This is a genomic window from Tsukamurella ocularis (assembly GCF_024807615.1).
Lineage (GTDB): Bacteria > Actinomycetota > Actinomycetes > Mycobacteriales > Mycobacteriaceae > Tsukamurella > Tsukamurella ocularis.
Window position 1 is genome coordinate 961,288 of record NZ_JANUCJ010000002.1, and the last position, 23,226, is coordinate 984,513.

A 23,226-nucleotide genomic window follows, 5' to 3' on the forward strand; every position below is an offset into this window, starting at 1 on the left:
GGATTCGTCGTGAGGAATGAGGTAAGTGAAACCCGGGTGTGCGGAGAACCGGCACACCGCGAGCCGATCGCCGTCGTCGGCATCGGATGCCGCCTGCCGGGCGGTGTGCGCTCCGCAGAGGACTTCTGGAAGCTGCTCGACGAGGAGCGCGATGCGATCGTCGACATCCCCGCCGGTCGGTGGAGCACGGACCGGTATTACGAGTCCGAGCGCACGCCGGGCAAGAGCCGGGTGCGCCGCGGCGGCTTCCTCACCGACCCGGTCGACGAGTTCGACCCGGCCTTCTTCGGGATCTCCCCGATCGAGGCGAGTTCGATGGACCCGCAGCAACGGCTCCTCCTTGAGGTCGCGTGGGAATCCATCGAGGACGCCGGGCTGCGCGCCGAGGAGCTCGAGCGCTCGCAGACCGCGGTCTTCACCGGGGGCTTCACCCTCGACTACAGCCAGATGCAGTTCTCCACGTCCGCCGCGGAGCCACCGACGGTCGCCGCGCACACTGCGACCGGTGTCGTGATGACGATGCTGTCCAACCGCATCTCGCACGCCTTCGACCTGCTCGGGCCCAGCATGTCCGTCGACACGGCGTGCTCGTCGTCGCTGGTCGCGATCCACCTGGCCTGCCAGTCGATCTGGAACGGCGAGAGCGACCTCGCCCTCGCTGGCGGCGTCAACCTGATGCTCAGTCCGAACTTCACCGTCGCCGCTTCCACGGGCGGCTTCCTCTCCCCCACCAGCACTTCGCGTGCGTTCGACGCGGCGGCTAACGGTTACGTCCGCGGCGAGGGCGCCGCGCTCGTCGTGCTCAAGCCCCTCGCGCAGGCACGTGCCGACGGCGACCGGGTCTACGCGACGGTGCTCGGCACCGCGGTCAGCCAGGACGGGCGCACGAACGGCATCACGGTGCCCAACGGCGACAGCCAGAAGCGCGCCATCGAGGCTGCGCTCGCCCGCGCCGGTATCGCCGCGGACTCCGTCGACTACGTGGAGGCGCACGGCACCGGCACCCCCGTCGGCGATCCGATCGAGGCCACCGCGATCGGCGAGATCTACGGCGCGGGCCGCCCGGCGGACCGCCCGCTGGTGATCGGCTCGGTGAAGACGAATTTGGGGCATCTCGAGGCCGCGGCGGGCGTCGTCGGATTCATCAAGTCCGCCCTCGCGCTCGCCCACCGGCGTGTGCCGCGGCACCTGCACCTCGACACACTCAATCCCGCCATCGACCTCGATAAGCTGCGGATCCGGGTCGCCACCGAGTCCACGCCGCTCCGGCCCGACGGCCCGCTGCGCGCCGGGGTCAACTCGTTCGGTTTCGGCGGCACCAATGCGCACGCGATCCTCGAGTCCGTCCCCGTCGAGACGCGCGCCCCGGTGGTGCCCGCGGACGGCGTGCGCGACGGGGTGGCGGTCGTGCTCCCGCTCGCGGCACGCAGCGAGAACGCCCTCGCACACCTCGCCGCCGCCTACGTCGGGGTCGCGGCGGCCGAGGGCTCGGCCCCGCTGGCCGGGGCGCTCGCGCACCGGCGCAGTGCCCACCGCGCCGCGCGGCTCGCGGTGATCGCCGCCGACGCGACCGAAGCCGAGGATGCGCTGCGCACCGCCGCCGCCGGTGTCCCGCACCAGGCCGTCCGCATGGGTTCCGCACTCGCCGGCGCCCGCCCCCTCGCCTTCGTCTACACCGGCATGGGCCCGCAGTGGTGGGGTATGGCCCGCGGCCTGCTGCAGAACAATTCCGTCTTCCGCGCCGCGATCGAGCGCTGTGACGCCGCGATCACGCCGCTCGCCGGCTGGTCGCTCACGGCCGAGCTGCTGGCCCCGGAATCGGCGTCCCGCATGCAGGAGTCCGTGGTCGCGCAGATCGCGAACTTCGGTGTGCAGTGTGCGCTGACTCGGCTGTGGGAGTCGTTCGGAGTCCGGCCCGATCTCATCGTGGGGCACAGCGCGGGCGAGGTCGCCGCCGCGCTGGAGGCCGGGGCTATGACCTTCGACGACGCGATCACCGTTATTGTGCACCGCGCCCGCCTCCAGCACACGGCGAGCGGGGGCGGCCGGCTGCTGGCCGTCGCGCTCGGCGAGGCCGCGGCGCGGGATCTGCCCGAGGTCGCGCGCGGCGAGGTCGAGTTCGCTGCGATCAACAGCCCCGAGTCGGTCGCCCTGGTCGGCGCGCTCCCTGTCCTGGAGTCGCTCGCGGAACGGCTCGGCGCGGACGGCGTCTTCGCGCGCCTCGTTCCCGGCGACGTCCCGTACCACAGCCGCGCCATGGACCCGCTCGAGGCGGAACTCCGCACCGTCCTCGCCGGACTCGCCCCCGGTGCACCGTCGATCCCGCTCTACTCGACGGTGACCGGCGCCCGCGTCCCGATGGACGGATCGGCTCCGCACGACGCCGAGTACTGGTGGCGCAACATCCGCCGTCCGGTGCTGTTCGGTGCCGCCGCCGGCGCGATGATCGACGGTGGCGCCGGGAGCGGAGCGAGCGGGCCGAATCACCCCGGTGCCGTGACCTTCCTGGAGATCGGCCCCACGGCGGTGGTGGGCCGCGCGATCGCGGAGGTCGCCGCCGCCCGCGGGCAGTCGGCGACGACGGTCGCGTCGCTGCGCCGCGACGGCGAGGACGCCGAATCCTTCGCCGCTGCACTGGCGGAATTGTGGGTCCGGGGCGTCGACGTGGACTTCTCCCCGCTCGTGCCGCGCGCACCGATGCGGTCGCTCCCCGCCTACCCGTGGCAGACGGGCCGGTACTGGTCCGAGGGCGATGCCGGGCGACGGGAGCGGCTGGCGGACACCGTCGAGCCCTATCTGGGCAACCGATCCGACGGTGCCCTGCCCGGCTGGCGGCGCCTGCTGGACGGCACGGCGCCGCGGTCCCTCGCCGACCATGTGGTGCACGGCGCGACGCTGTTCCCCGGCGCCGGGTTCCTTGAGATCGCGGCGGAGGTCGCGCGTGACGAGTACGGCGCCACGGCGTGCACCTTGCAGGGCGTCGCATTCGAGACCGCGCTGATGCACGGCGGCGGGACCTACCTGGTCGATACCAGCCTCGACGCCGATTCCGGGCGGATCGCGATTCACGGCAAGGTGCCCGGCGCCGGCCGCTGGGCGCGGCACGCGACCGCGACGCTGCGGCCCGCGCCGTCGATCGCACCCCACGCCGAGGTCGCCCCCGTCGCGGGGACGCGCATCGACGAGGACGCGCTGTACGAGCGCTTCCGCGACGCCGGCTTCGCCTACGGGCCCGCGTACCGCCTGCTGTACGACGTGACCGTCGGCGACGGCGCGGCGTCCGCGCGGATCCGCGCCGTCGCCGCCGAGCCGGTGGCGGATCGCGCGCCGATCCTCGAGCCGAGCGTCCTCGACGCGGCCTTCCAGCTGCTGCTACCGCTGGCCTTCCAACGCGCGGAGGGCGCCAAGCTCATGCCCGTCGGCGTCGACCGCGTGGTGATCCACGCCCGGCCAGAGGGCCCCGTCGTCGCCCGGGCCACCGCCCGGACCTCGCCCGACCCCGCCACGATCAGCGGCGACGTGATCCTCGCCGGCGACGACGGCCGGGTCCTCGCCGAGGTGGAGGGCTTCACCGTCCGGATCCTCGGCGACGCCGCCGCGGCGCCGCAGCGCGTGGGCACCGAATGGGTGTACGAAGAGGCGTGGGAGCCGCAGCCCGCGGACGACGCCGAGCGCACATCCGCCGAGGGCACGTGGCTGCTCCTCGCGGACCGCACCGATGTCGCCGACCGCCTCGCCGACCGCCTGACCGCGGCGGGCGGCACCCCGGTGCTGCTCCACGCGGGTGCCGCCGACGGTGCCGTTCCGCCCGCTGACCGCGCGGCCCTGGCCGCCGCCCTGGACCGCGCCGTCCCCGACGCGGGCCTGCGGGGCATCGTCCACCTGTGGTCGCTCGACGCCTCCCCCGACGCGGCCGACCCGCTGCGCTGGACCGCACACGAGGCGGTCCTCTCCGTGATGCACCTCGCGGCCGAGCTCGAGCAGCGCGGCGTGGCGGCACCGACCTTCCTCGTCACCGACGGCGCGCAGCCCGTCGCGGGCGGCGTGTCCGCGGCGGGGCTGCTGCAGTCCACGATGCTCGGCGTCGGCCGGGTCCTGCACCACGAGCTGAGCGGGCTGCAGGCCCGACTCGTGGACCTCGATCCGGGCGACCGAGAGGGCAGCGCCGCGATGCTGTTCGACGAGCTCACCGTCACCGGCAGCGACGAGGACCAGGTCGCCTTCCGCGACGGCACGAGGCTGGTCGCGCGCCTGTACCCGTCGGCCCGGTCCGGCGGTCGGATCCCGGCCCGGATGCGCCCCGACGGCGCCTACCTCGTGACGGGCGGCCTCGGCGCGCTCGGCAGACTGGTGCTCGTCGCGCTCGCGGAGCGCGGCGCGGGCCACCTGATCGTGACCAGCCGTTCAGGCCTCCCGGCGCGGGCGACCTGGGACGACCTCACCGATCCCGCACAGCGCGACGCCGTCGTCGCGGTCCGCACCGCGGAGGCGGCGGGCGCGACCGTGCACGTCGTGGCGGTGGACGTCACGGACGCCGCAGCCCTCGCCGCGTGCCTCGAACGGCTGCGGTCGGGCGGCGTGCCCGCACTGCGGGGCGTGATCCACTCCGCCGGCGCGGTGGACGACCAGATCCTCGTGCGGATGACGCAGGAACAGGTCGAGCGAGTGGTGCGGCCCAAGGTGCTGGGGGCCTGGGCGCTGCACGAGGCGACGGCCGGCGAGCCGCTCGACTTCTTCGCCCTCTTCTCGTCGATCTCCGCGGTCATTCCTTCACCGGGTCAGGGCAACTACGCCGCCGGCAACGCCTTCCTGGACGCGCTGGCCCACTACCGCCGGGCGCAGGGGCTGCCGGCGCTGTCGATCAACTGGGGCCCGTGGGACGCCGGGATGATCGCCAGCCTCGGCCTCCGCGAGCTGTACGGGCAGCGCGGTATCGACCTCATCGACCCCGTGACGGGCATGGACCTCCTCGCGGAGCTACTCGGCTCCGGCGAGGTGCAGCAGGGAGTGGTGTCGGCGCACTGGCCCACCGTGATCGAGAGCTACGCGCTCACCCCGACCCTCGTCGCCCACCTGGGCCGGGCGGAGGGCGACGAGGAGGGCGACGCCGAGTCGATCCTCGAGCGGCTCGGCTCCGCCGCGGCGGACGACCGCGCGCCGATCGCCGCGGACGGGGTGCGGCTCACCGTGTCCCGCGTGTTGCGGATGGCGGAGGAACACATCCCCGACGACGAGCCGCTCGGCCGTCTGGGCGTGGACTCGATGCTCGCCACCGAGCTGCGGATCCGCGTGGAGCAGCAGTTCCGCGCCGCCCCGTCGATCGCCTTCCTCCTCGACGGCGCGACGGTGGCGACGATCGCCGCCGAGCTGCTCGCCACCCTCGACTTCTCCTCGGGCGACATCGAACCCGACGCCGAGGTCGACGACCTCGCGTCCCTGCTCGCGGACCTCGACGACGAGGCCGTCGCTGCCCTGCTCGCCCAGTCCGAGACCACCGAACCCAACGCCGGAGGCCCCCGATGACCGAGATCGAAGACCGCCTGGCGGCGCTCAGTCCCGCCCAGCGCCGCGCCCTCCTGGCCCGGCTCGGGAAGGCTCCGTCGGCCGTGCCCGCCGCGGCGCCGATCACGCGCCGCGTGCGCGAGGGCGACGCGGTGCGGCTCTCGGCCACACAGGAGAACATGTGGTTCCTGGAGCAGTTCCACCCCGGCACGACCATGCACGTCATGTCCGGCGTCGCTCGGCTGCCGATCGACGTCCCCCTCGACGTCTTCACCGACTGCCTGGCCGAGGTGATCGCGCGGCACCCGGTGCTGCGCACGCGGTTCGGCATGGAGGACGGCGAGCCGGTCGCCCTGATCGCACCCGCCGAGCGGCCCGAGGTCGCGTTCCTCGACGGTGTCGACGACGAGCGGATGTGGGACCGGTTCCGCGAGGACGCACGGACTCCTTTCGACATCGCCCGCGAGCCGCTGCTGCGGGCGACCCTAGCGCGCAGCGCCTCCGGCGGCACGTGGGTGCAGATCACGCTGCACCACATGGTGGCCGACGGCTACTCCACCGGCATCCTCTTCGCCGAGCTGGGTCGACTCGCCACGGGCCGGCTCGTCGGCCGGCTGCAGCAACTCCCCGAGGTCCCGTTCCAGTACGCCGACGTGGCGCTCTGGGAGCGGGAGCGCGCGGAGGCGGACGCCGACGCCGCGGATATCGCCTACTGGACCGAGCGGCTCGACGGTGCGCCGACCGCGCTGACCCTCCCGACGGACCACCCCCGCCCGGCCCGTCAGGCCTACCGCGGCCGCCGGACCGAGTTCGCGCTCACGGCCGAGCAGACCGCGGCGATCCGCACGTTCAGCGCCGAGCACGGCGTCACCCCCTTCGTGACGGTGCTCGGCGCGTACGCGGTGGTCCTGGGCCGCTGGTCCGCGCAGGACAGCGTCGTCGTCGGCGTTCCCGTTGCGCAGCGCTCCCAGCCGGGGTCTGAACAGGTGATCGGCCCGTTCCTCAACACGCTCGCGCTGCCCGTCGCGCTCGAGCCGGGCGAGACGGTCAAGGGCCTGCTCACTCAGGTAAATACCACTGTGCGCGAATGCTTCACGCATCAGGACGCGCGCTTCGACCGCGTGCTCTCGGCGCTCGATCTCGGCCGCGACCCCGCGCGCCCGCCGCTGTTCCAGGCGATCCTCAACATGCAGGAGGACCGCAGCGCGCCCGAGATGCATCTGCGCGACCTGTACAACGGCTGCGCCAAGTTCGACGTGCTGCTGAACGTCACCACCACGCCCACCACGATGACCGGCACTCTCGACGTCGCGGCGGACCTGTTCGACCAGGAGACCGCCGACGCGCTGATCGACTCGTTCGTCGCGGCGCTCGAGGCGGTGACCGCGACCGGGTCCCCTACGGGAACCGAGATCTCGACGTTGCCGCTCTCGACCTTCCCGGTCCCGGCCGACCTGCCCGCCCCGCAGCCCGCCACCCCCGCGCTCGACGAGTACGTGCTCGCCGCGGCAGGCGGTTCCGCCGACCGCACCGCGATCGTCGCCGGTGCGGAGCGGATCACGTACGCCGAGTTGGACGCCCGGGTCGAGCGGCTCGCCGCCCGGATCGCCGATCGCCTCGATGCGCCGCCGCAGACGCCGGTGGGCCTGCTCCTCCCGCGGTCGGCGGAAGTCGTCGTCGCCATGCTCGCGACGCTCCGGGCCGGCTATTCCTTCGTGCCGCTCGACCCCGCCTATCCGGCCGAGCGCCTCGAATTCATCTGCGCCGACGCGGGCATCCCGGCGCTGATCACCACGGCCGGGAACGTGGCCGAGGTGCCGGGCCTGAACCTGCCGTGGATCGACGCGACCCACGTCGCCAACGCGCCCGCCGGGTCGGCCCCGGCCCCGTCGACGGAGGACCCCGCGACTCGCACCGCGTACATGCTGTACACCTCCGGCTCCACGGGACGCCCTAAGGGCGTGCGGGTCTCGCACCGCAACGTCGTCACCTTCCTCGAGGCGATGCGCGCCGAGCCGGGCATGGCACCGTCGGACACGCTGCTGGCCGTGACGAGCCCGTCCTTCGACATCGCGATCCTCGAACTGCTGCTCCCGCTCGCCACCGGAGCACGGGTCGTCATCGCCGACGGCAACGACGCCCGCGACGGCGACCGGCTCGCGGCGCTCCTCGACGAACACGCCGTCACCGTCATGCAAGCCACGCCCACCACGTGGCACCTGCTGCTCGACACCGGCTGGTCCGGCACGCGCGGGCTGCGGGCACTGTGCGGCGGCGAGGCGATGCCCGCCGTGCTCGCGGGGCGGCTCCTGTCCAGCGCCGACGAGCTGTGGAACATGTACGGCCCCACCGAGACCACCATCTGGTCGACGGTGCACCGAGTCACCGAGGCCGACGTCGCCGCGGGTGCGATCCCCATCGGCCACCCGATCCGCGGCACCGGAATCGTGGTCGCGGACGCCACCGCCGCCCCCGTGCCCGACGGGGTGTTCGGCGAGCTGTGCATCATCGGCGACGGCGTCGCCCTCGGCTACCACGCGCGCCCCGAGCTCACCAACGACCGGTTCGTGACGCTGGCCGGGCCGGAGCCCGTCCGCGCCTACCGGACGGGCGATCTGGTGCGTCGATTCCGCGACGGACGGATCGAGTTCGGCGGCCGGATCGACACCCAGGTGAAGGTGCGCGGCTTCCGCGTCGAACTGGGCGAGATCGAGAGCGCGCTCGAGACCGCGCTGCCCGGCGTCCGCGCGATCGCCGCCGTGGACTCGGCCGGTGCCGCGATCACCGCCTACCTCGAATGCGAGGCGGAACGCCTGGGCGACACCGGTGCCCTGCTCGCGAGCCTCCGGGAGACGCTGCCGCCGTACATGGTGCCGAGCGCGTTCGCCGTCGTCGACGCCTTCCCGCTGACGCCGAACCGCAAGATCGACCGCAAGGCCCTCGCCGCCACCGGCGGTGCACCCGTGGCCCTGGCCGCCGCAAGCGGCACCGAGTACGTCGCCGCCCGGACCGATCTGGAGCGCGACCTCACCGCGATCTGGACCGACCTGCTGTCGTTGCAGGCAGCGCCCGGGGTCCGCGACGACTTCTTCCTCCTCGGCGGCCACTCGCTGCTCGCGACGAAGCTGGTCTTCCGGGTGCGGGAGAAGCTCGGCCGAGTGGTGCCGCTGCCCGCCCTCTTCGCGGGCGAGCTCACCATCGAACGACTGGCGGCGATCCTTGAGCAGGGCGGCGCGGGTTTCGAGAGCCCGTTGGTCCTCGCCGACGAGGTCGTTCTGCCCGAGCACATCCGGCCCGCACCGGGCGCGCCGGTGCGCAGCGTCACGGACCCGCGGAACCTGTTCGTCACTGGCGCGACAGGCTTCGTCGGCGCGTTCCTGCTCGCGGAGCTGCTGGACACCTCGTCGGCGACCATGCACTGCCTGGTCCGCGCCGGCTCGCCCGAGGAGGGTTTCGACAGGATCCGGACGACGATGCGCGACTACGGGATCTGGCGCGACGCCTACGCCGCCCGGATCGTCGCGGTGCCGGGCGATCTGATGCGACCCCGGCTCGGCCTCGACAACACCGCCTGGGCGGAGCTGGCCGCCACCGCGGACGGCATCATGCACTGCGGGGCCGACGTGAACTTCCTGCGGCCGTATCCGACGCTGAAGTCCGCGAACGTCGACGGCACGGTGCAGGTGCTCGCGCTCGCCTGCGACGGCCCCGTCAAGCCCGTGCACTTCGTTTCGACGACGTACGTCTTCTCACGGTTCTCCTATCCGCAGGACACCGTCTTCGCAGAGGACGACCGCAGCCCGGTCCAGGACCCGCGCTTCACCTTCGGCTACACCCAGTCCAAGTGGGTGGGCGAGCAGCTCGTCTTCGAGGCCCGATCGCGCGGTGTGCCGACGTACGTCTACCGCACCGGCCGCGTCGCCGGCCACAGCCGCTCCGGGGCGTGCCAGCTCTCCGACTTCCTGTGGCAGACGATCCGGCTCGGCATCGCCCTGGGCGCGGCGCCGACGATGGACATGTCGACCGACATCACCCCCGTCGACTACGTGGTCGGCGCGATCGCGCACCTGGCGCGGCAGCAGCGACTCGCGGGGCGCACGTTCCACGTCGTCTCGTCCGAGACCGTGGCCGTGCCGGACCTGGTGCGCTGGATGTCCGACTTCGGCTACGCAGGCGAGGAACTGCCGTTCGGCCAGTGGTGCGAGCGCGCCGCGGACCTCGCCGAACGCGACGGCGACGAGACGGCCGCCGCCCTGGCGCCGTTCCTCTCGGCGACACCGCTGGACAACATGCCCGATGCAACGTTCGACGACGCGAACGTGCGGGACGGCCTCGCGGACACCGGCATCGTCTGCCCGCCGATCGACGGCGCGCTGCTGCGACGCTACTTCGATTGGTTCATCGACTGCGGCTACCTCCCCGCGCCGTCGTCCCTCGACCTCCCCGAGAGCGCGGCCTCATGAACGGTTCGACGCCGCGCGACCCCGTGGAGCGAACCACGACGACGCTCCGCGAGCGGCGCCGCCGGACACCCGCGCCGACCGCCAACCCGCCGATGCTGACCACCGGTCGGATGAGAGCGTCCCGCCCGGCGCTGTCTGCTTCCCGGCCCATACCGACCGTGGCGCGACCGCTCCCCTCGGGTCCCGCTCGCCCCGCGCCGCCCGGTGCGTCCCGTGTGTCCCCGCCGCCGTCGCGGCCCGCCGCAGCCGCAGCGCCGGGCGCAACCGCACCTCCGGTCCCGTCCGCCCGTCCGCTCGGGCCCCAGGCGCCGCAGGGGCCGCACGGGCCGCAGGGGCCGTTGAACCCGACGAGCAGACGAGCGCCACAGGCACCCGATCGGCCGCCCGCGTTGCCGCCGGCTCCCGCCGCACCAGCACCCCGGCCCGCGGGGCCGCCGCGGCCCACCCCCGGTGGCCTCCCCCGTGCCGCCACGGGACCCGGCGCTCCGCCGGTCATCAGCGTCCGGAACCTGGTCAAGAGCTACGGCGACGTACGCGCGGTGGACGGAGTCTCCTTCGACGTGGCGGGCGGCAGCACATTCGCCTTCCTGGGCACCAATGGCGCGGGCAAATCGACGACGATCAGTTGCATCACCACACTCAAGTCGATCACGTCGGGCGAGATCCTCGTCGCCGGAATGCAGGTGGGAAAGCAGGACCTCGAGATCCGGCGCGCCATCGGCGTGGTCTTCCAGGAGTCCCTTCTGGATCCGGTGTTGTCCGTCCGGGAGAACCTGGCGCTGCGGGCGACCTTCTACGGCATCGATGCGAAGACAACGAAGGAGCGGATCGCTGGGCTGTCGTCGCTGCTCGGGCTAGAGGAGTTCCTCACGCGCAGGTACAAGGCGCTGTCGGGCGGGCAGAAGCGGCGCGCCGACATCGCGCGGGCCCTGATCCACCAGCCCGGCATCCTGTTCCTCGACGAGCCGACGACCGGTCTGGACCCGGACTCGCGCGACCGCGTGTGGTCGACGATTCTCGACCTGCAGAAGCGGCTGCGGCTCACCGTCTTCCTTACCACGCACTACATGGAGGAGGCTGAGCGCGCCGACCGCGTCGCGATCATCGACCACGGCCGGATCGTCACGGCGGGAACGCCGACGGAGCTGCGGAGCGCTCACGCGAAGGACGAGTTGCGGGTCACGCTGCGGGACCCGCGGCGCTTCGACCAGCGCTACGGCCCCCGAGCGCGGCGCAACGGCACCGAGCGGAGGATCACCGTCGAGTCCAGCGGCGAGGCCAGGGCGCTCCTTCGCGACTTCGACTCCGACATCGACGATTTCGAGTTCCGACACGGCACGATGGACGACGTCTTCCTCGCCATCACTCGGGGAGGTGCGCGATGACGCTCGCGAACCTGACCCGGCGCAACGTCGTCGTCTTCTTCCGGGACCCGGCGGCGGTGTTCTTCTCCCTGCTCTCGCCCATCATCCTGTTCGTGCTGTTCTCCGCCTTCCTCGGCGGCGTGCAGACTGACGCACTGCAGAAGTCCCTGCCCACCGCCAACGCCGACGACGTCGACACGTTCGTCTACTCCTGGGTGATCGCCAACCTGGTGATGATCACCACCGCCACGACCAGTCTGTCTGCGCTGGTGGTGTTCGTGAACGACCGGGTGGGCAATGTCTTCCGCGATTTCCTGGTCTCGCCGATCAGCCGGTTTCAGCTGATCCTGAGCTATCTGCTCGGCGCCTTCGTCGTGTCGACTGCCCTGAGCACCACGGTGTTCGTGCTCGCGGACCTCTACCTCGGCATCGTCCACTCGGCAGCGCTGTCGGTGGGCGCGTTCACGCAGGCCCTGGCGCAGCTGGTCGGCTTCTGCCTGCTGTTCTCCGCGATCTGGAGCTTCGTGGTCACGTTCATCGGTTCTGCCGGCGTGTTCACCTCGGTCGCGACGATCGTGGGCACGGCGGGCGGTTTCCTGGCGGGCGCCTACATCACCGTCGGCGCCCTGCCGAGCGGCGTGGTGACCTTCATGAACGTCCTCCCGCTGAACCAGTCTGCGACCCTGATGCGCGGGCCGTTCACCCGCGGTCCGCTCGACGCGCTCGTCGGATCCTCCGAGCCTGCTCGTGCGACGGCCGAAGCGGAGTACGGGCTCCTGCCGTACATCGCGTCCGCGCACGTCCCGGCCTGGGCTATCTGGGCGCTGTTCGCCGGCCTGTTCACCGTCTTCGTCCTCCTCGGCGCCTGGCGCATCGGCCGCAGGATCGGATGAGCGGACCGCGCGCAGCTGGAATGGCCACAGCCGAGGCCTGTCCCCGTGCTCGGCTGCCGGGCCCGCATCATCAGAGACCGGTCGTACAGTTCCGGCGTGTCATCCCAGTGCGCGCCGTCCCTCCGATCCGTCTCACTTCAGTCGGCGCGGCGCGGCGCGCAGCAGGTCACGTCGCCGTAACAATGCGGCCCGAACCCGGAAACACCGCGCGGGCACCGTGGGCGCCATGGATGTGGAGACGGTGTGCGGGTACTGCGGGGTGGGCTGTGGCCTCACCCTGCAAGTGCGCGACGGTGCCGTCACCGGCTCGGTCGGAACCAAGCACCACCCCGCGAATCGCGGGCGGCTGTGCACCAAGGGCACCACCACCGTCGACCTGCTTACCGCCGGCGGCAGGCAGGCCCGAGCCGAACTCCGCGAGCACCGGGACGGGCCGCGCGGCACCGTCGAGCTCGCAGACGCGATCGCGGCGACCGGACGGCGCCTGCGGGAGATCCGGGACGAGCACGGACCCGATGCGATCGCCCTGTACGTGAGTGGGCAGATGACGCTGGAGGCGCAGTACCTCGCGACCAAGCTGGCGAAGGGCTTCCTGCGCACCAAGTGGATCGAGTCCAACTCCCGACTGTGCATGGCGAGCGCGGGAACGGGCTACAAGCAGTCCCTCGGTTCCGACGGACCGCCCGGCAGTTACGACGATCTGGATCACGCCGACGTCTTCCTCGTCACCGGCGCCAACATGGCCGACTGCCACCCGATCCTGTTCCTGCGCATGATGGACCGGGTCAAGGCGGGAGCGAAGCTGATCGTGGTCGATCCGCGGCGCACCGCGACCGCGGCGAAGGCCGACCTGCACCTACCGATCCGCCCCGGCACCGACCTCGCGCTGCTCAACGGCCTGCTCGCGCAGCTCGTCGCCCGCGGCGCCGTCGACCGGGAGTTCGTCGACGCGCACACCGAGGGCTGGGACGCCATGCCCGCCTTCCTCGAGGACTACCCGGTGGACCGCGTCGCCGAGATCACCGGACTCGACTCGGCCGACATCGAACGCGCGGCCGAGCTCATCGCCGGCGCCGCGAACTGGACCAGTCTGTGGACCATGGGCCTGAACCAGTCCACCCACGGCACCTGGAACACCATCGCGCTGTGCAACCTGCACCTCGCCACCGGCGCGATCTGCCGCACCGGCTCGGGCCCGTTCAGCCTCACCGGCCAGCCGAACGCGATGGGCGGCCGCGAGATGGGCTATATGGGTCCGGGCCTGCCCGGCCAGCGCTCCGTGCTCGACGACGGCGACCGCGCCCGCACGGAGGCCCTGTGGGGCCTGCCCGACGGGACGATCCGCGCCGAGGCCGGCCAGGGCACCGTCGAGATGTACCGGGAACTGGCGGCCGGGAACATCAAGGCCGCGTGGATCATCTGCAGCAATCCGGCGGCGTCGATGGCCAACCGGTCCACCGTGATCGACGCCCTGCGGTCGGCGGAGCTGGTGGTCGTGCAGGACGCGTACACCGGCACCGAGACCGCGGAGTACGCGGACGTCGTGCTGCCCGCCGCGCTCTGGGCCGAGGCCGACGGGGTGATGGTCAACTCGGAACGCTCCCTTACCCGCACCGCCGCCGCGACGCCGCCGCCCGGCGACGCACTGCCCGACTGGAAGCTGATCTGCCTGATCGCCGCCGAGCTCGGTCACGGCGCCGACTTCGACTACCCCGACGCCGCGGCCGTCTTCGAGGAGCTCAAGGCCTTCCACAATCCACGGACCGGCTGGGACGTGCGCGGGGTCGACCACGCGCGGCTTGCCGGCGGCCCCGTGCAGTGGCCCGCGGCGCCGGGCGGGCCCGACCGGAATCCGATCCGCTACCTGGACCCCGAGAACCCCGACCGGGGCCCCGTCTTCGCCACGCCGTCGGGGCGGGCGCGCTTCCTCCCGCGGCCGTACCTGCCGCCCGCGGAGCTGCCCGACGACGAGTACCCCCTGATCCTCACCACCGGCCGCCTCGCACATCAGTGGCACACCATGACGAAGACGGGGAGGGTCGCGAAACTCAACCGACTCAACCCTGAGCCCTTCCTCCAGCTCCACCCGGAGGACGCGAACCGGTGGGGCCTCACCGACGGAGCGCAGGTACGGGTCTCCAGCCGGCGCGGCGGCGCGACGCTGCCGGTGGCCGTGGACGACGCCGTCCGGCCGGGAGTCTGCTTCGCCCCCATGCACTTCGCCGACGCCTTCCGAGAGGACGTGGCCGTGAACGCCGTGACCAACGACGCCGTCGACCCCGAATCCCTGCAGCCCGAGTTCAAGGTGAGCGCCGTGGCGCTCACCCCGGTCCCGGCAGACCCGCCTGCCCCGATCGACGTGCCGTCGTCCCCGCTCGCGGCGGCGCTCGCTCCGTACGTCTCGGGTCCTGGCGAACTGACCGCCGAGGCGTCCGGCTACCTCGGCGGCCTGCTCACGGGCCTGAGCGTCGCACCACCGTCCGGGGTGCCGACGGTGCCCGACGACGCCCCGCTCGCGCCGATCGCGCGGGCCTGGCTGGAAGGTGTCCTGGCGGGCGTGTTCGGCACGACCGCCGCCGGGGTCTCGACCCCCAGCACGACGGTGACGCTCGTCTGGGCGTCGCAAACGGGCACGGCCGAGGGCTACGCTGCGGACTGCGCCGCGGCACTGCGCGGCGCAGGTATGACGGCGACGGTTCTCGGTGCCGAACAGATCTCGCCCGCACAGCTGACGGGCGCCGTGCTGTTTCTGGTCGCCACGACCGGCGACGGCGAGGCCCCCGACAACGGCGTTGCGCTGTGGGACGCGCTCGCCGGGGCCGAGCCCGGGGACCTGGGCGGTCTGCGGTTCTCCGTCCTCGGCTTCGGCGACCCCTCGTACGCCGACTTCTGCGGCTTCGCCCGCAAGCTCGACGCCCGGCTCGAGCACCTCGGCGGCGCCCGCCTCGCGCCCCGCGCCTCCTGCGAGCCCGACTACGCCGAGACTGCCGCCGCCTGGCTCCGCGCGGTGGTGTCCGCGCTGGATCCGGAGGCCGCGCCGCCGCCGCCGGCGACGCCCGAACCGACCGGTCACTCCCGGTCCAACCCGCTGCGCACCCGCCTGCTGGAATCCGAGCGGCTCTCCGGCGACGGTTCGGCGAAGGACGTGCGCCGCTTCACCTTCGAGCTCCCCGCCACCGCGCTCTCCTACCGCGCGGGTGACGCACTGGGGATCTGGCCGGTGAACCCGGGGGCCGTCGTCGAGGAGTTCTGCGCCCGGACCGGCGTCCAGCGCGACGGCGCGGACCTCGACCGCAAGGATCTGACCCGGATCACCCCCGAGCTGCTGCGGTTCGTCGCGGACCGCTGCCAGGTGAGCGAGGAGCTGCGGGGGATCCTCGACGAGCCCACCAAATTCGCCGATTGGACCTGGGGCCGGCAGTTGCTCGACCTGCTCGCCGCGCACCCGGTCGAGGCCGATCCGGCGGAGTGGGAGGCGCTCCTGCGACCGCTCACTCCGCGGCTGTACTCGATCTCGTCGAGCCCGCGCGAGGACGCCGACCGGGTGTCGATCACGGTCTCCGTGGTCGGCTTCGACCATGACGGCAGGCGCCGGGGCGGTGCCTGCTCGACGCACCTCGCCGGCCTGGATGCCGGCGGCGAGGTGGACGTCTTCGTGCAGCCGACTCGCGCCTTCCTGCCGCCGGAGGACGCAACCGCGCCGGCGATCATGATCGGCCCGGGCACCGGCATCGCGCCGTTCCGCGGCTTCCTGCACGACCGGGCTCGCAGCGGCGCGACGGGGCCGAACTGGCTGTTCTTCGGCGAGCAGCACGAGGCCAGCGACTTCTACTACCGCGGGGAGCTCGACGCGCTGACCGCCGACGGCGTGCTCACGCGGCTTGATACCGCGTTCTCCCGGGACTCCGATCGGAAGGTGTACGTGCAGGACAGGATGCGTGAGCACGCCGCCGAACTATGGGAGTGGATCCGCGCCGGCGCGCACCTCTACGTGTGCGGCGATGCGGCGCGCATGGCCCGCGATGTGGACGAGGCTCTGCGGGGTATCGTCGCCGAACACGGCCACATGGCCCCGCGCAGCGCGGACGCCTACCTGGCGGCGCTGTCGGCCGAACGGAGATACGTGCGTGACGTCTACTGACCACGACCCGGCCGCGTCCTGTGACGCGGCCGTCGTCGTGGCCGGTGGCGATGCCCGTCGCCTCGGGCGCGACAAGCCCGAACTCGTGGTCGGCGGCCGTCGGTTGCTCGACGCCGCGATCGACGCGGCCGGCGGGGCGCCGACGGTCGTGGTGGGCCCGCCCCGCGCCGTGCCGGAACACGTCGTCGTGGTCCGCGAGGACCCGCCGGGGGGCGGCCCCCTCGCCGCGGTCGCCGCGGGGCTCGCGGCGATCCCGGCGGCAGCGCGCACGGTCGCGGTTCTCGCCGCGGACCTGCCCGAGGTGGAGCCGTCGACTCTGGCCCGCCTCGCCATGCTCCGGGCCGAGACCGGAGCACCGGTGGCACTCGCCGAGGATCCGCACGGCCGCCCCCAGTACCTGCTGGCCGTGTGGGAGACCGCCGCCCTCCGCTCCGCGCTCGCCGGGATCGGCAGCGCCGCGAACACGCCCGTCCGCGCGATCCTTCCCCCCGATGCGCCCCGACTGCGCCTTCCGCTCGACGACATCGATACCCCCGAGGACCTGGCGCGCGCCGAGAGATCTCCGCTTGCGGTCCGCCGACTGCTCCGCTCCGTCCTCCCCGTGCTCCCTGCGGCCGGCGGGCCACCGGTGCCCGGCGCCGTGCTCGCGGAGCCGCTCGTCGCGGCCGCGCCGTTCCCACCCTTCGACCAGTCCGCGATGGACGGCTGGGCCGTGGCGGGCCCGGCACCGTGGCGCCCCGTCGACGGCGCCGCGCTGGCGGGGCACGCCGCCCCGCCGCTCGCGGCCGGGACAGCGGTGCGGATCGCGACCGGCGCGCGCCTGCCCGCGGGTGCCGACCGGGTAGTCCGAGACGAGGAGATCGAACTGGACGGCGCCTTCCTGACCTGTACCGATCGGCTCCGCAACGACGTCCGGTCGACCGGCTCCGCGTGGCCGGCCGGCGCGACGCTCGCCCCGGCCGGCGCCGCGATCGACCCATCACTGGTCTCGCTGGCCCGCGCCGCCGGCGTCGCCGCGATCTCCGCCCGCGGGCCCGTGCGGATCCGCCTGCATACCTCCGGCGACGAGGTCGGGGCCGCTGGCCGCGCGGGCCTCCCCGAGACCGCCCGGGGCCCCGTCACCGCGCTCTTCGAGGCGTCCGGCGCGCGCGTGCTTCGCGGCCACCACCTGCCGGACGCGCCCGCCTCCTTCCGCGTGGCCCTCCTGCCCGACGGCGCCGACGTCGTCGCCGTCATCGGCGCCACCGGGCGCGGCGCTGCGGACCGGCTGCGAGGCGCGCTCGCCGAGGCCGGCGCGACGCTGCTCATCGACGGGGTGGACGTGCGCCCTGGCGGCTCTCTGCTCGTCGCGACGGTGCCTGACGGCCCGGTCGTGCTCGGCCTGGGCGGCAACCCGATGGCGGCGATGCTCGGGGCCGCGCTCCTCGCGTGGCCGCTGCGCGCGGCTCTGCTTCACGAGACCCCGCGGGCCGCCGAGCTGCTCGCCCTCGCCGATCCCAACCCCGACGACCGGTGGCGCATGCTGCCCGTCGAGCCCGACGGCGCGGGCCGGTGGCGCCTGCCCGCGACAGTGGCGACGCCGCACCTGCGCGACGCGGTCGGGCGCCGAGCAATCGCACTCGTGCCCCCGCGCGCTCGGCGCGGGGACCTCGTCGAACGGCTCGCCTGACTCCTCACGTCCTGCTCCCGCGCCCCGTGAGGAAGGCGTGATCGACGGGCAACACGGCGGCACAACCCCGCAACACCCCCTCCCTACATTCGGTGCCAACGGTTTCCGACGAGAGGAGAGGTCCATGGTCACCCAGCGCACCGTCGTCGTGGTGGGTCACGGCATGGTCGGGCACAGGTTCGTGGAGGCGCTGCGCGCCCGCGACGAAGCGGGGGCCTGGCGGATCGTCGTCCTGGGCGAGGAGGCCGACGGCGCCTACGACCGGGTGGGGCTCTCGTCTTACGTCGGCACGTGGGACCGCTCCGAGCTGGCACTCGCGGGCAACGACTACGCCGGCGATCCGCTGGTCGAGCTACGGCTCGGGGCGCGGGTGACCGGCATCGACCGGGCCGCGCAAACGGTGACGACGGCGGAGGGCCCCGTCGCCTACGACGCACTGGTGCTCGCGACCGGCTCGTACGCCTTCGTCCCGCCGGTCCCCGGCCACGACCTACCGGGGTGCCACGTCTACCGCACCCTCGACGACCTGGACGCCCTGCGCGCCGACGCCGACGCGGCGCTCGCACGCTCGGCGGAGCCCGTCGGCATGGTGGTCGGCGGCGGTCTCCTCGGCCTGGAGGCCGCCAACGCCCTCCGCACGCTGGGCCTACGGCCGCACGTAGTGGAAGTCAATCCCCGTCTGATGCCGCAGCAGGTCGACACCGGCGGCGGCGAGCACCTGGCCCGCATGATCGGCGACCTCGGCATCGACATCACCCTCTCGTCCGGCACCACCGACATCGCCGCCGCCGAGCACGGGCTGGCGGTGACGCTCAAGGACGAGAGCGTCGTGGACGCGGCGGTCGTGGTCTTCGCCGCCGGCGTACGACCGCGCGACGAGCTGGCCCGCGAGGCCGGCTTGGACCTCGCCGAACGCGGCGGCGTCCTCACCGACCTCTCCTGCGCCACCTCGGATCCCGCGGTGTACGCGATCGGCGAGGTCGCTGCGATCGAGGGCCGCTGCTACGGCCTCGTCGGTCCCGGGTACGCGACGGCCGAGGTGGTCGCCGATCGCCTGCTCGGCGGCGACGCCCAGTTCCCCGGCGCGGATCTATCCACCAAGCTCAAGCTCCTCGGCGTCGACGTGGCCTCGTTCGGCGACGCCCACGGCGCCACCCCCGGCGCGCTCGACGTGGTGGTCAGCGACCCGATCGGCGGCACCTACGCCAAGCTGGTGCTCTCCGACGACGCGACGACCCTGCTCGGCGGCGTGCTGGTCGGCGACGCCTCGCAGTACGGCGTCCTGCGGCCGCTGGTCGGGTCGTCGCTGCCGGGCGACCCCGTCTCGCTCATCGCGCCGTCCGGCGGCGACTCCCCCGGCATCGGCATCGGCGCGCTCCCCGATGCGGCGCAGGTCTGCTCGTGCAACGACGTCTCCAAGGGCACGCTGTGTTCGGCGATCGCCGACGGGGCGTGCACCGTCGCCGAACTCAAGGGTTGCACGAACGCGGGCACGTCCTGCGGCTCGTGCGTGCCGCTGCTCTCGCAGCTGCTGGAGGCCGAGGGTGTCACGGTGTCGAAGTCGCTGTGCGAGCACTTCACCCAGTCCCGCGCGGAACTCTTCGAGCTGGTGCAGGCGAGCGGCATCCGTACCTTCTCGGGCCTGATCGAGCGGTTCGGGTCCGGCACGGGCTGCGACCTCTGCAAGCCGACGGTGGCGTCGATCCTCGCGTCCACCAGCTCGGACCACATCCACTCCGGCGAGCAGGCGTCGCTGCAGGACAGCAATGACCATTTCCTCGCTAACATCCAGCGCAACGGCACCTACTCGGTGGTGCCGCGCATGCCGGGCGGCGACGTCACCGCCGAGCAGCTCATCGTGATCGGCGAGATCGCCCGCGACTTCGGGTTGTACACCAAGATCACCGGCGGTCAGCGGATCGACCTGTTCGGCGCCACCGTCGACCAGCTGCCGCTGATCTGGCGGCGCCTCGTGGACGCCGGCATGGAGTCCGGTCAGGCCTACGGCAAGTCGCTGCGCACCGTGAAGAGCTGCGTCGGCAGCGATTGGTGCCGATACGGCCAGCAGGACTCGGTGCAGATGGCCATCGATCTCGAGCTCCGTTACCGCGGCCTGCGGTCGCCGCACAAGATCAAGATGGGCGTCTCCGGCTGCGCCCGAGAGTGCGCGGAGGCCCGCGGCAAGGACGTCGGCGTGATCGCCACGGAGTCCGGGTGGAACCTCTACGTGGGCGGGAACGGCGGCATGACGCCGAAGCACGCACAGCTCCTCGCGGGCGACCTCGACCGGGAGACGCTCATCCGATACGTCGACCGGTTCCTCATGTACTACATCCGCACCGCCGACCGGCTGCAACGGACGGCGCCGTGGGTCGAGGACCTCGGCATGGACCGCCTCCGCGAGGTCGTCATCGACGACGCTCTCGGCCTGAACACCGATTTCGAGGCCACTGTCGAGCGTCATGTCGACGGCTACGGGTGCGAGTGGAAGGGCGTCCTCGACGACCCCGACAAGCTCGCCCGGTTCGTCTCCTTCGTCAACGCCCCCGGCGCCCCCGATCCGACCGTCGACTTCGGCGAGAAGAACGGCCGCAAGGTGCCGATCCTGCTGGGCACCCCCACCCCGTCCATGCCCCCGAGGAAGGACCGCGCATGACCGCCGCCCCCTTCGACCTGCACCGCTGGACCCGCGACTGGACCGCCGCCTGCCCGGCGACCCGGCTCGAGCCGCTGCGCGGCGTCGCCGTCCTGCTCCCCGACGGGGCCCAGGTGGCCCTGTTCCGGCTGGCCGACGACAGCATCCGCGCGATCGGCAACATCGACCCCATCGGCCGGGCCGCCGTGATGTCTCGTGGGATCGTCGGCGACCGGGGCGGCTTCCCCGTGGTCCAGTCGCCGCTGAAGAAGCAGGCCTTCAGCCTGCTCGACGGGCGCTGCCTCGACGCCCCCGGCGTCTCGATCCCGGTGTATGACACGAGAATCTCGCTCGACGGGACGGTCTTCGTCGCGAACTCGCCGGAGGTCCGCTTCGGTTTCCGTCCCCGCCCCGAACTTCTGTGATCGCACCACCGCTACTCTGCTCCTGACAGCTGAAGGAGAAGGCGATGGCCGGTCAGGGCGACTCTTCCGTGGAACTGCAGGATCGGGGGCCGCTCGCGGCGGAGGACGTGCGCTTCCTGATGGCCGCGATCGCGCCTGTCATCGACGCCCGGGTCGACGCCGGGGCACCGCACGGGCGGATCAGCCCCGCGGCGCTGCAGGTCCAGGCAGACGATGCGCGGCTGACCGACGCGAGCGACGACGAGGATGCGCAGACCTACGCCGCACCCGAGGTCCGGGCCGGAGCTGCGCCGACCGCGCGGTCCGAGGTCTTCTCCCTCGCCAGCACCACGTACACACTGCTCACCGGGCATCCGCCCAACCCGTACGGCTTCGCAACGGTGCGCCGGGACCGTCCCGATCTCGGCCCCGCGGTCGACGGTGTCTTGCTGCAGGCGACGGCCCGGACGCCCGAACTCCGGTACCCCACCGCCGCGGATTTCGCCGCCGCCCTGACCGAAGCGCTGGACCGGCCCGTTCAACCGGCCTCGACCCCGGTCCGCGCTCCCGCCCCCGACGCGGCGATGCAGCTCGCCACGCCGCCGACACCCTCCCCGGCGACGACGCCGAAGCCCACCCGCAATCGCTTCGAGATCCCCGAAGCGGCCCTGCCGATCGTCTTCCTCCTGCTGGTCGTCTTCGCCGCCGCCGGCTTCATGGCGCTGTTCCTCAGTGGCTCCTGACCGCAAGAGCCCGATGCCCGACGGCGACGATCTCGCGGCCCGCGTGCGTGCCACCGGCCCGCTCGCCGCGGACGAGGTCGCACGCTTCGTCTCGGCGGTGGCAGACGAGGTCGACCTGCGCGTGGCAGACGGCCACCCCCACGGCCGGCTCAGTCCCGCCGCAATCCGTCACCTGCCGGACGGTCGCGTCGTCCTCGTCGATCCGGCCGCACTGAGCCACGTCCCGGACACGGGCGCGCATGCAGCCCCGGAGATCTTCGCAGGGTCGCCACCCGATGTGCGGTCAGACGTGTTCTCGCTGGCCAGCGCGGCCTACACGCTCCTCACCGGGTCCGCGCCGAACTCCTTCGGCATCGCCAACGCCCGCCGGGCACGGCCCGATCTGGGCCCGGGGCTCGAGGCGGCGCTCACGCGGGCGACCTCGCGCGACCCCGCGTTCCGATTTCAGTCCGCGGGCGAATTCGCCCAGGCGCTCGCGGAAGCCCTCGCCCCCGCAGCTGGTGCCGCCCCGCAGGACTCCGCCGCGGAGGCGTCCCGCGCTGCCGGACGGCCGCGGAAGGTATCCGCATCGACCCTGCTCGCCCTGGTCGCCGTCGCGCTCGCGGTGCTCAGCGCGCTGTTGTGGGGCGCGATCTTCGTCGTGCAGAACCTGTCCTGACCCGCGCCGGGCCGGGCCCGTCGGGGGAGGTCAGCGCCCGACGACGGCGTCCGGGACCGCAGGCGCGGCCAGCCCGGCGTGGCTGCGGCGCAGGCAGGCGAGCCGCACCACCGAGGGGTGCAGGCCCAGCGGCGCGGCCACCACGTCCGCGCCGGAGTCGCGCAGGCGCTGCTGGAACAGCCCCTCCGCCAGGAGGTACGAGGCGACCGCGACGGACGGGGCACCGGCGGACCGGACGCGGGCGACGACCTCGGGGACCGAGGGGTAGCCCTCGCTCTGCTGGCTGGGTGCGGCGAAGGCGATGGACACCCGGCTCCCCACCAGCGCCGACAGCGCGGCGGCCGTCCGCCGCAGCTCGCCCTGGGCGTGCGCGTCGCGGGTTCCGGCCGCGGCCATGACGACGGCGTCGCCGCGCTGCCAACCCGCCTCCTGCAGCCGCCCGAGCATCGCGCGGGCGAGCTCCGGGGACGGCCCGAGTGCGGGCGTCACCGTCGCGGTGCGGTGGCCGGATTCGGCGACCTCGCGGGGTAGGTCGTGGCGCACGTGGAAGCCGCTGGACAGGAAGGCGGGCACGACCACGGTGGGCTCGTGATCGAGCTCGGAGAGGACCTCCGAGGGTGTCGGGCCGAGAACGTCGACGAAGGCGACGCGGACCGTCTCGGTCAGGCGCGCGGACATAGCGGCAGCGAGGTCGCCGACCATCGCCACGCCGTGCTCGCTGCGAGTGCCGTGGGCCACCAGGAGGGTTCCCATG

Annotated in this window: 11 protein-coding genes; 10 read left to right on the forward strand and 1 reads right to left on the reverse strand. The window is 73.1% G+C overall.

Features of this window, described 5'->3' with window-relative positions:
- Nucleotides 1–9 precede the first annotated feature (9 nt).
- The 10 genes from HNP44_RS10675 (at nucleotide 10) to HNP44_RS10720 (ending at nucleotide 22,472) form a co-directional block, all read left to right on the forward strand.
- The gene (locus HNP44_RS10675) at nucleotides 10–5,523 is read left to right on the forward strand and encodes a type I polyketide synthase (RefSeq protein ID WP_259139679.1); all 5,514 of its coding nucleotides are present in this window, start codon (nucleotides 10–12) and stop codon (nucleotides 5,521–5,523) included.
- Nucleotides 5,520–9,965 carry a non-ribosomal peptide synthetase gene (locus HNP44_RS10680; RefSeq protein ID WP_259139678.1) on the forward strand — a complete coding sequence of 1,482 codons (4,446 nt, stop codon included), beginning with the start codon at nucleotides 5,520–5,522 and terminating at the stop codon, nucleotides 9,963–9,965. Before HNP44_RS10675 ends, HNP44_RS10680 begins: the two co-directional genes overlap by 4 nt.
- A gap of 539 nt (nucleotides 9,966–10,504) precedes the next feature.
- Nucleotides 10,505–11,350, forward strand: coding sequence for an ABC transporter ATP-binding protein (locus HNP44_RS10685; RefSeq protein ID WP_259139676.1), 846 nt, complete (start codon nucleotides 10,505–10,507; stop codon nucleotides 11,348–11,350).
- The gene (locus tag HNP44_RS10690) at nucleotides 11,347–12,222 is read left to right on the forward strand and encodes an ABC transporter permease (RefSeq protein WP_259139675.1); all 876 of its coding nucleotides are present in this window, start codon (nucleotides 11,347–11,349) and stop codon (nucleotides 12,220–12,222) included. Before HNP44_RS10685 ends, HNP44_RS10690 begins: the two co-directional genes overlap by 4 nt.
- A 226-nt stretch (nucleotides 12,223–12,448) precedes the next feature.
- Nucleotides 12,449–16,363: a bifunctional nitrate reductase/sulfite reductase flavoprotein subunit alpha gene (locus HNP44_RS10695; RefSeq protein ID WP_259139674.1), complete on the forward strand. Its 3,915-nt coding sequence runs from the start codon at nucleotides 12,449–12,451 to the stop codon at nucleotides 16,361–16,363.
- Complete coding sequence (locus HNP44_RS10700; RefSeq protein ID WP_259139673.1) at nucleotides 16,350–18,032, forward strand: NTP transferase domain-containing protein; 1,683 nt, start codon at nucleotides 16,350–16,352, stop codon at nucleotides 18,030–18,032. Before HNP44_RS10695 ends, HNP44_RS10700 begins: the two co-directional genes overlap by 14 nt.
- A gap of 124 nt (nucleotides 18,033–18,156) precedes the next feature.
- Nucleotides 18,157–20,688: a nitrite reductase large subunit NirB gene (gene nirB / locus HNP44_RS10705; RefSeq protein ID WP_259139672.1), complete on the forward strand. Its 2,532-nt coding sequence runs from the start codon at nucleotides 18,157–18,159 to the stop codon at nucleotides 20,686–20,688.
- Nucleotides 20,685–21,092: a nitrite reductase small subunit NirD gene (nirD, locus tag HNP44_RS10710; protein WP_259139671.1), complete on the forward strand. Its 408-nt coding sequence runs from the start codon at nucleotides 20,685–20,687 to the stop codon at nucleotides 21,090–21,092. Before nirB ends, nirD begins: the two co-directional genes overlap by 4 nt.
- A gap of 44 nt (nucleotides 21,093–21,136) precedes the next feature.
- Nucleotides 21,137–21,814 carry a hypothetical protein gene (locus HNP44_RS10715; RefSeq protein ID WP_259139670.1) on the forward strand — a complete coding sequence of 226 codons (678 nt, stop codon included), beginning with the start codon at nucleotides 21,137–21,139 and terminating at the stop codon, nucleotides 21,812–21,814.
- Entirely contained in the window at nucleotides 21,804–22,472 is a 669-nt protein-coding gene (locus HNP44_RS10720) for a hypothetical protein (RefSeq protein ID WP_259139669.1), read from the forward strand. The genes HNP44_RS10715 and HNP44_RS10720 overlap by 11 nt, the downstream gene beginning before the upstream one ends.
- 30 nt (nucleotides 22,473–22,502) lie before the next feature.
- Here the strand turns inward: HNP44_RS10720 and HNP44_RS10725 are convergent, their stop codons facing one another.
- Complete coding sequence (locus HNP44_RS10725; protein ID WP_259139668.1) at nucleotides 22,503–23,225, reverse strand: sirohydrochlorin chelatase; 723 nt, start codon at nucleotides 23,223–23,225, stop codon at nucleotides 22,503–22,505.
- Nucleotide 23,226 lies beyond the last annotated feature (1 nt).

Excerpts from the sequence above, each read along its gene's own strand:
- HNP44_RS10680 (WP_259139678.1), top strand. The coding sequence starts at position 5,520 with ATGACCGAGATCGAAGACCGCCTGGCGGCGCTCAGTCCCGCCCAGCGC.
- HNP44_RS10690 (WP_259139675.1), top strand. The coding sequence starts at position 11,347 with ATGACGCTCGCGAACCTGACCCGGCGCAACGTCGTCGTCTTCTTCCGG.
- HNP44_RS10695 (WP_259139674.1), top strand. The coding sequence starts at position 12,449 with ATGGATGTGGAGACGGTGTGCGGGTACTGCGGGGTGGGCTGTGGCCTC.
- nirB (WP_259139672.1), top strand. The coding sequence starts at position 18,157 with ATGGTCACCCAGCGCACCGTCGTCGTGGTGGGTCACGGCATGGTCGGG.
- nirD (WP_259139671.1), top strand. The coding sequence starts at position 20,685 with ATGACCGCCGCCCCCTTCGACCTGCACCGCTGGACCCGCGACTGGACC.
- HNP44_RS10715 (WP_259139670.1), top strand. The coding sequence starts at position 21,137 with ATGGCCGGTCAGGGCGACTCTTCCGTGGAACTGCAGGATCGGGGGCCG.
- HNP44_RS10725 (WP_259139668.1), bottom strand. The coding sequence starts at position 23,225 with ATGGGAACCCTCCTGGTGGCCCACGGCACTCGCAGCGAGCACGGCGTG.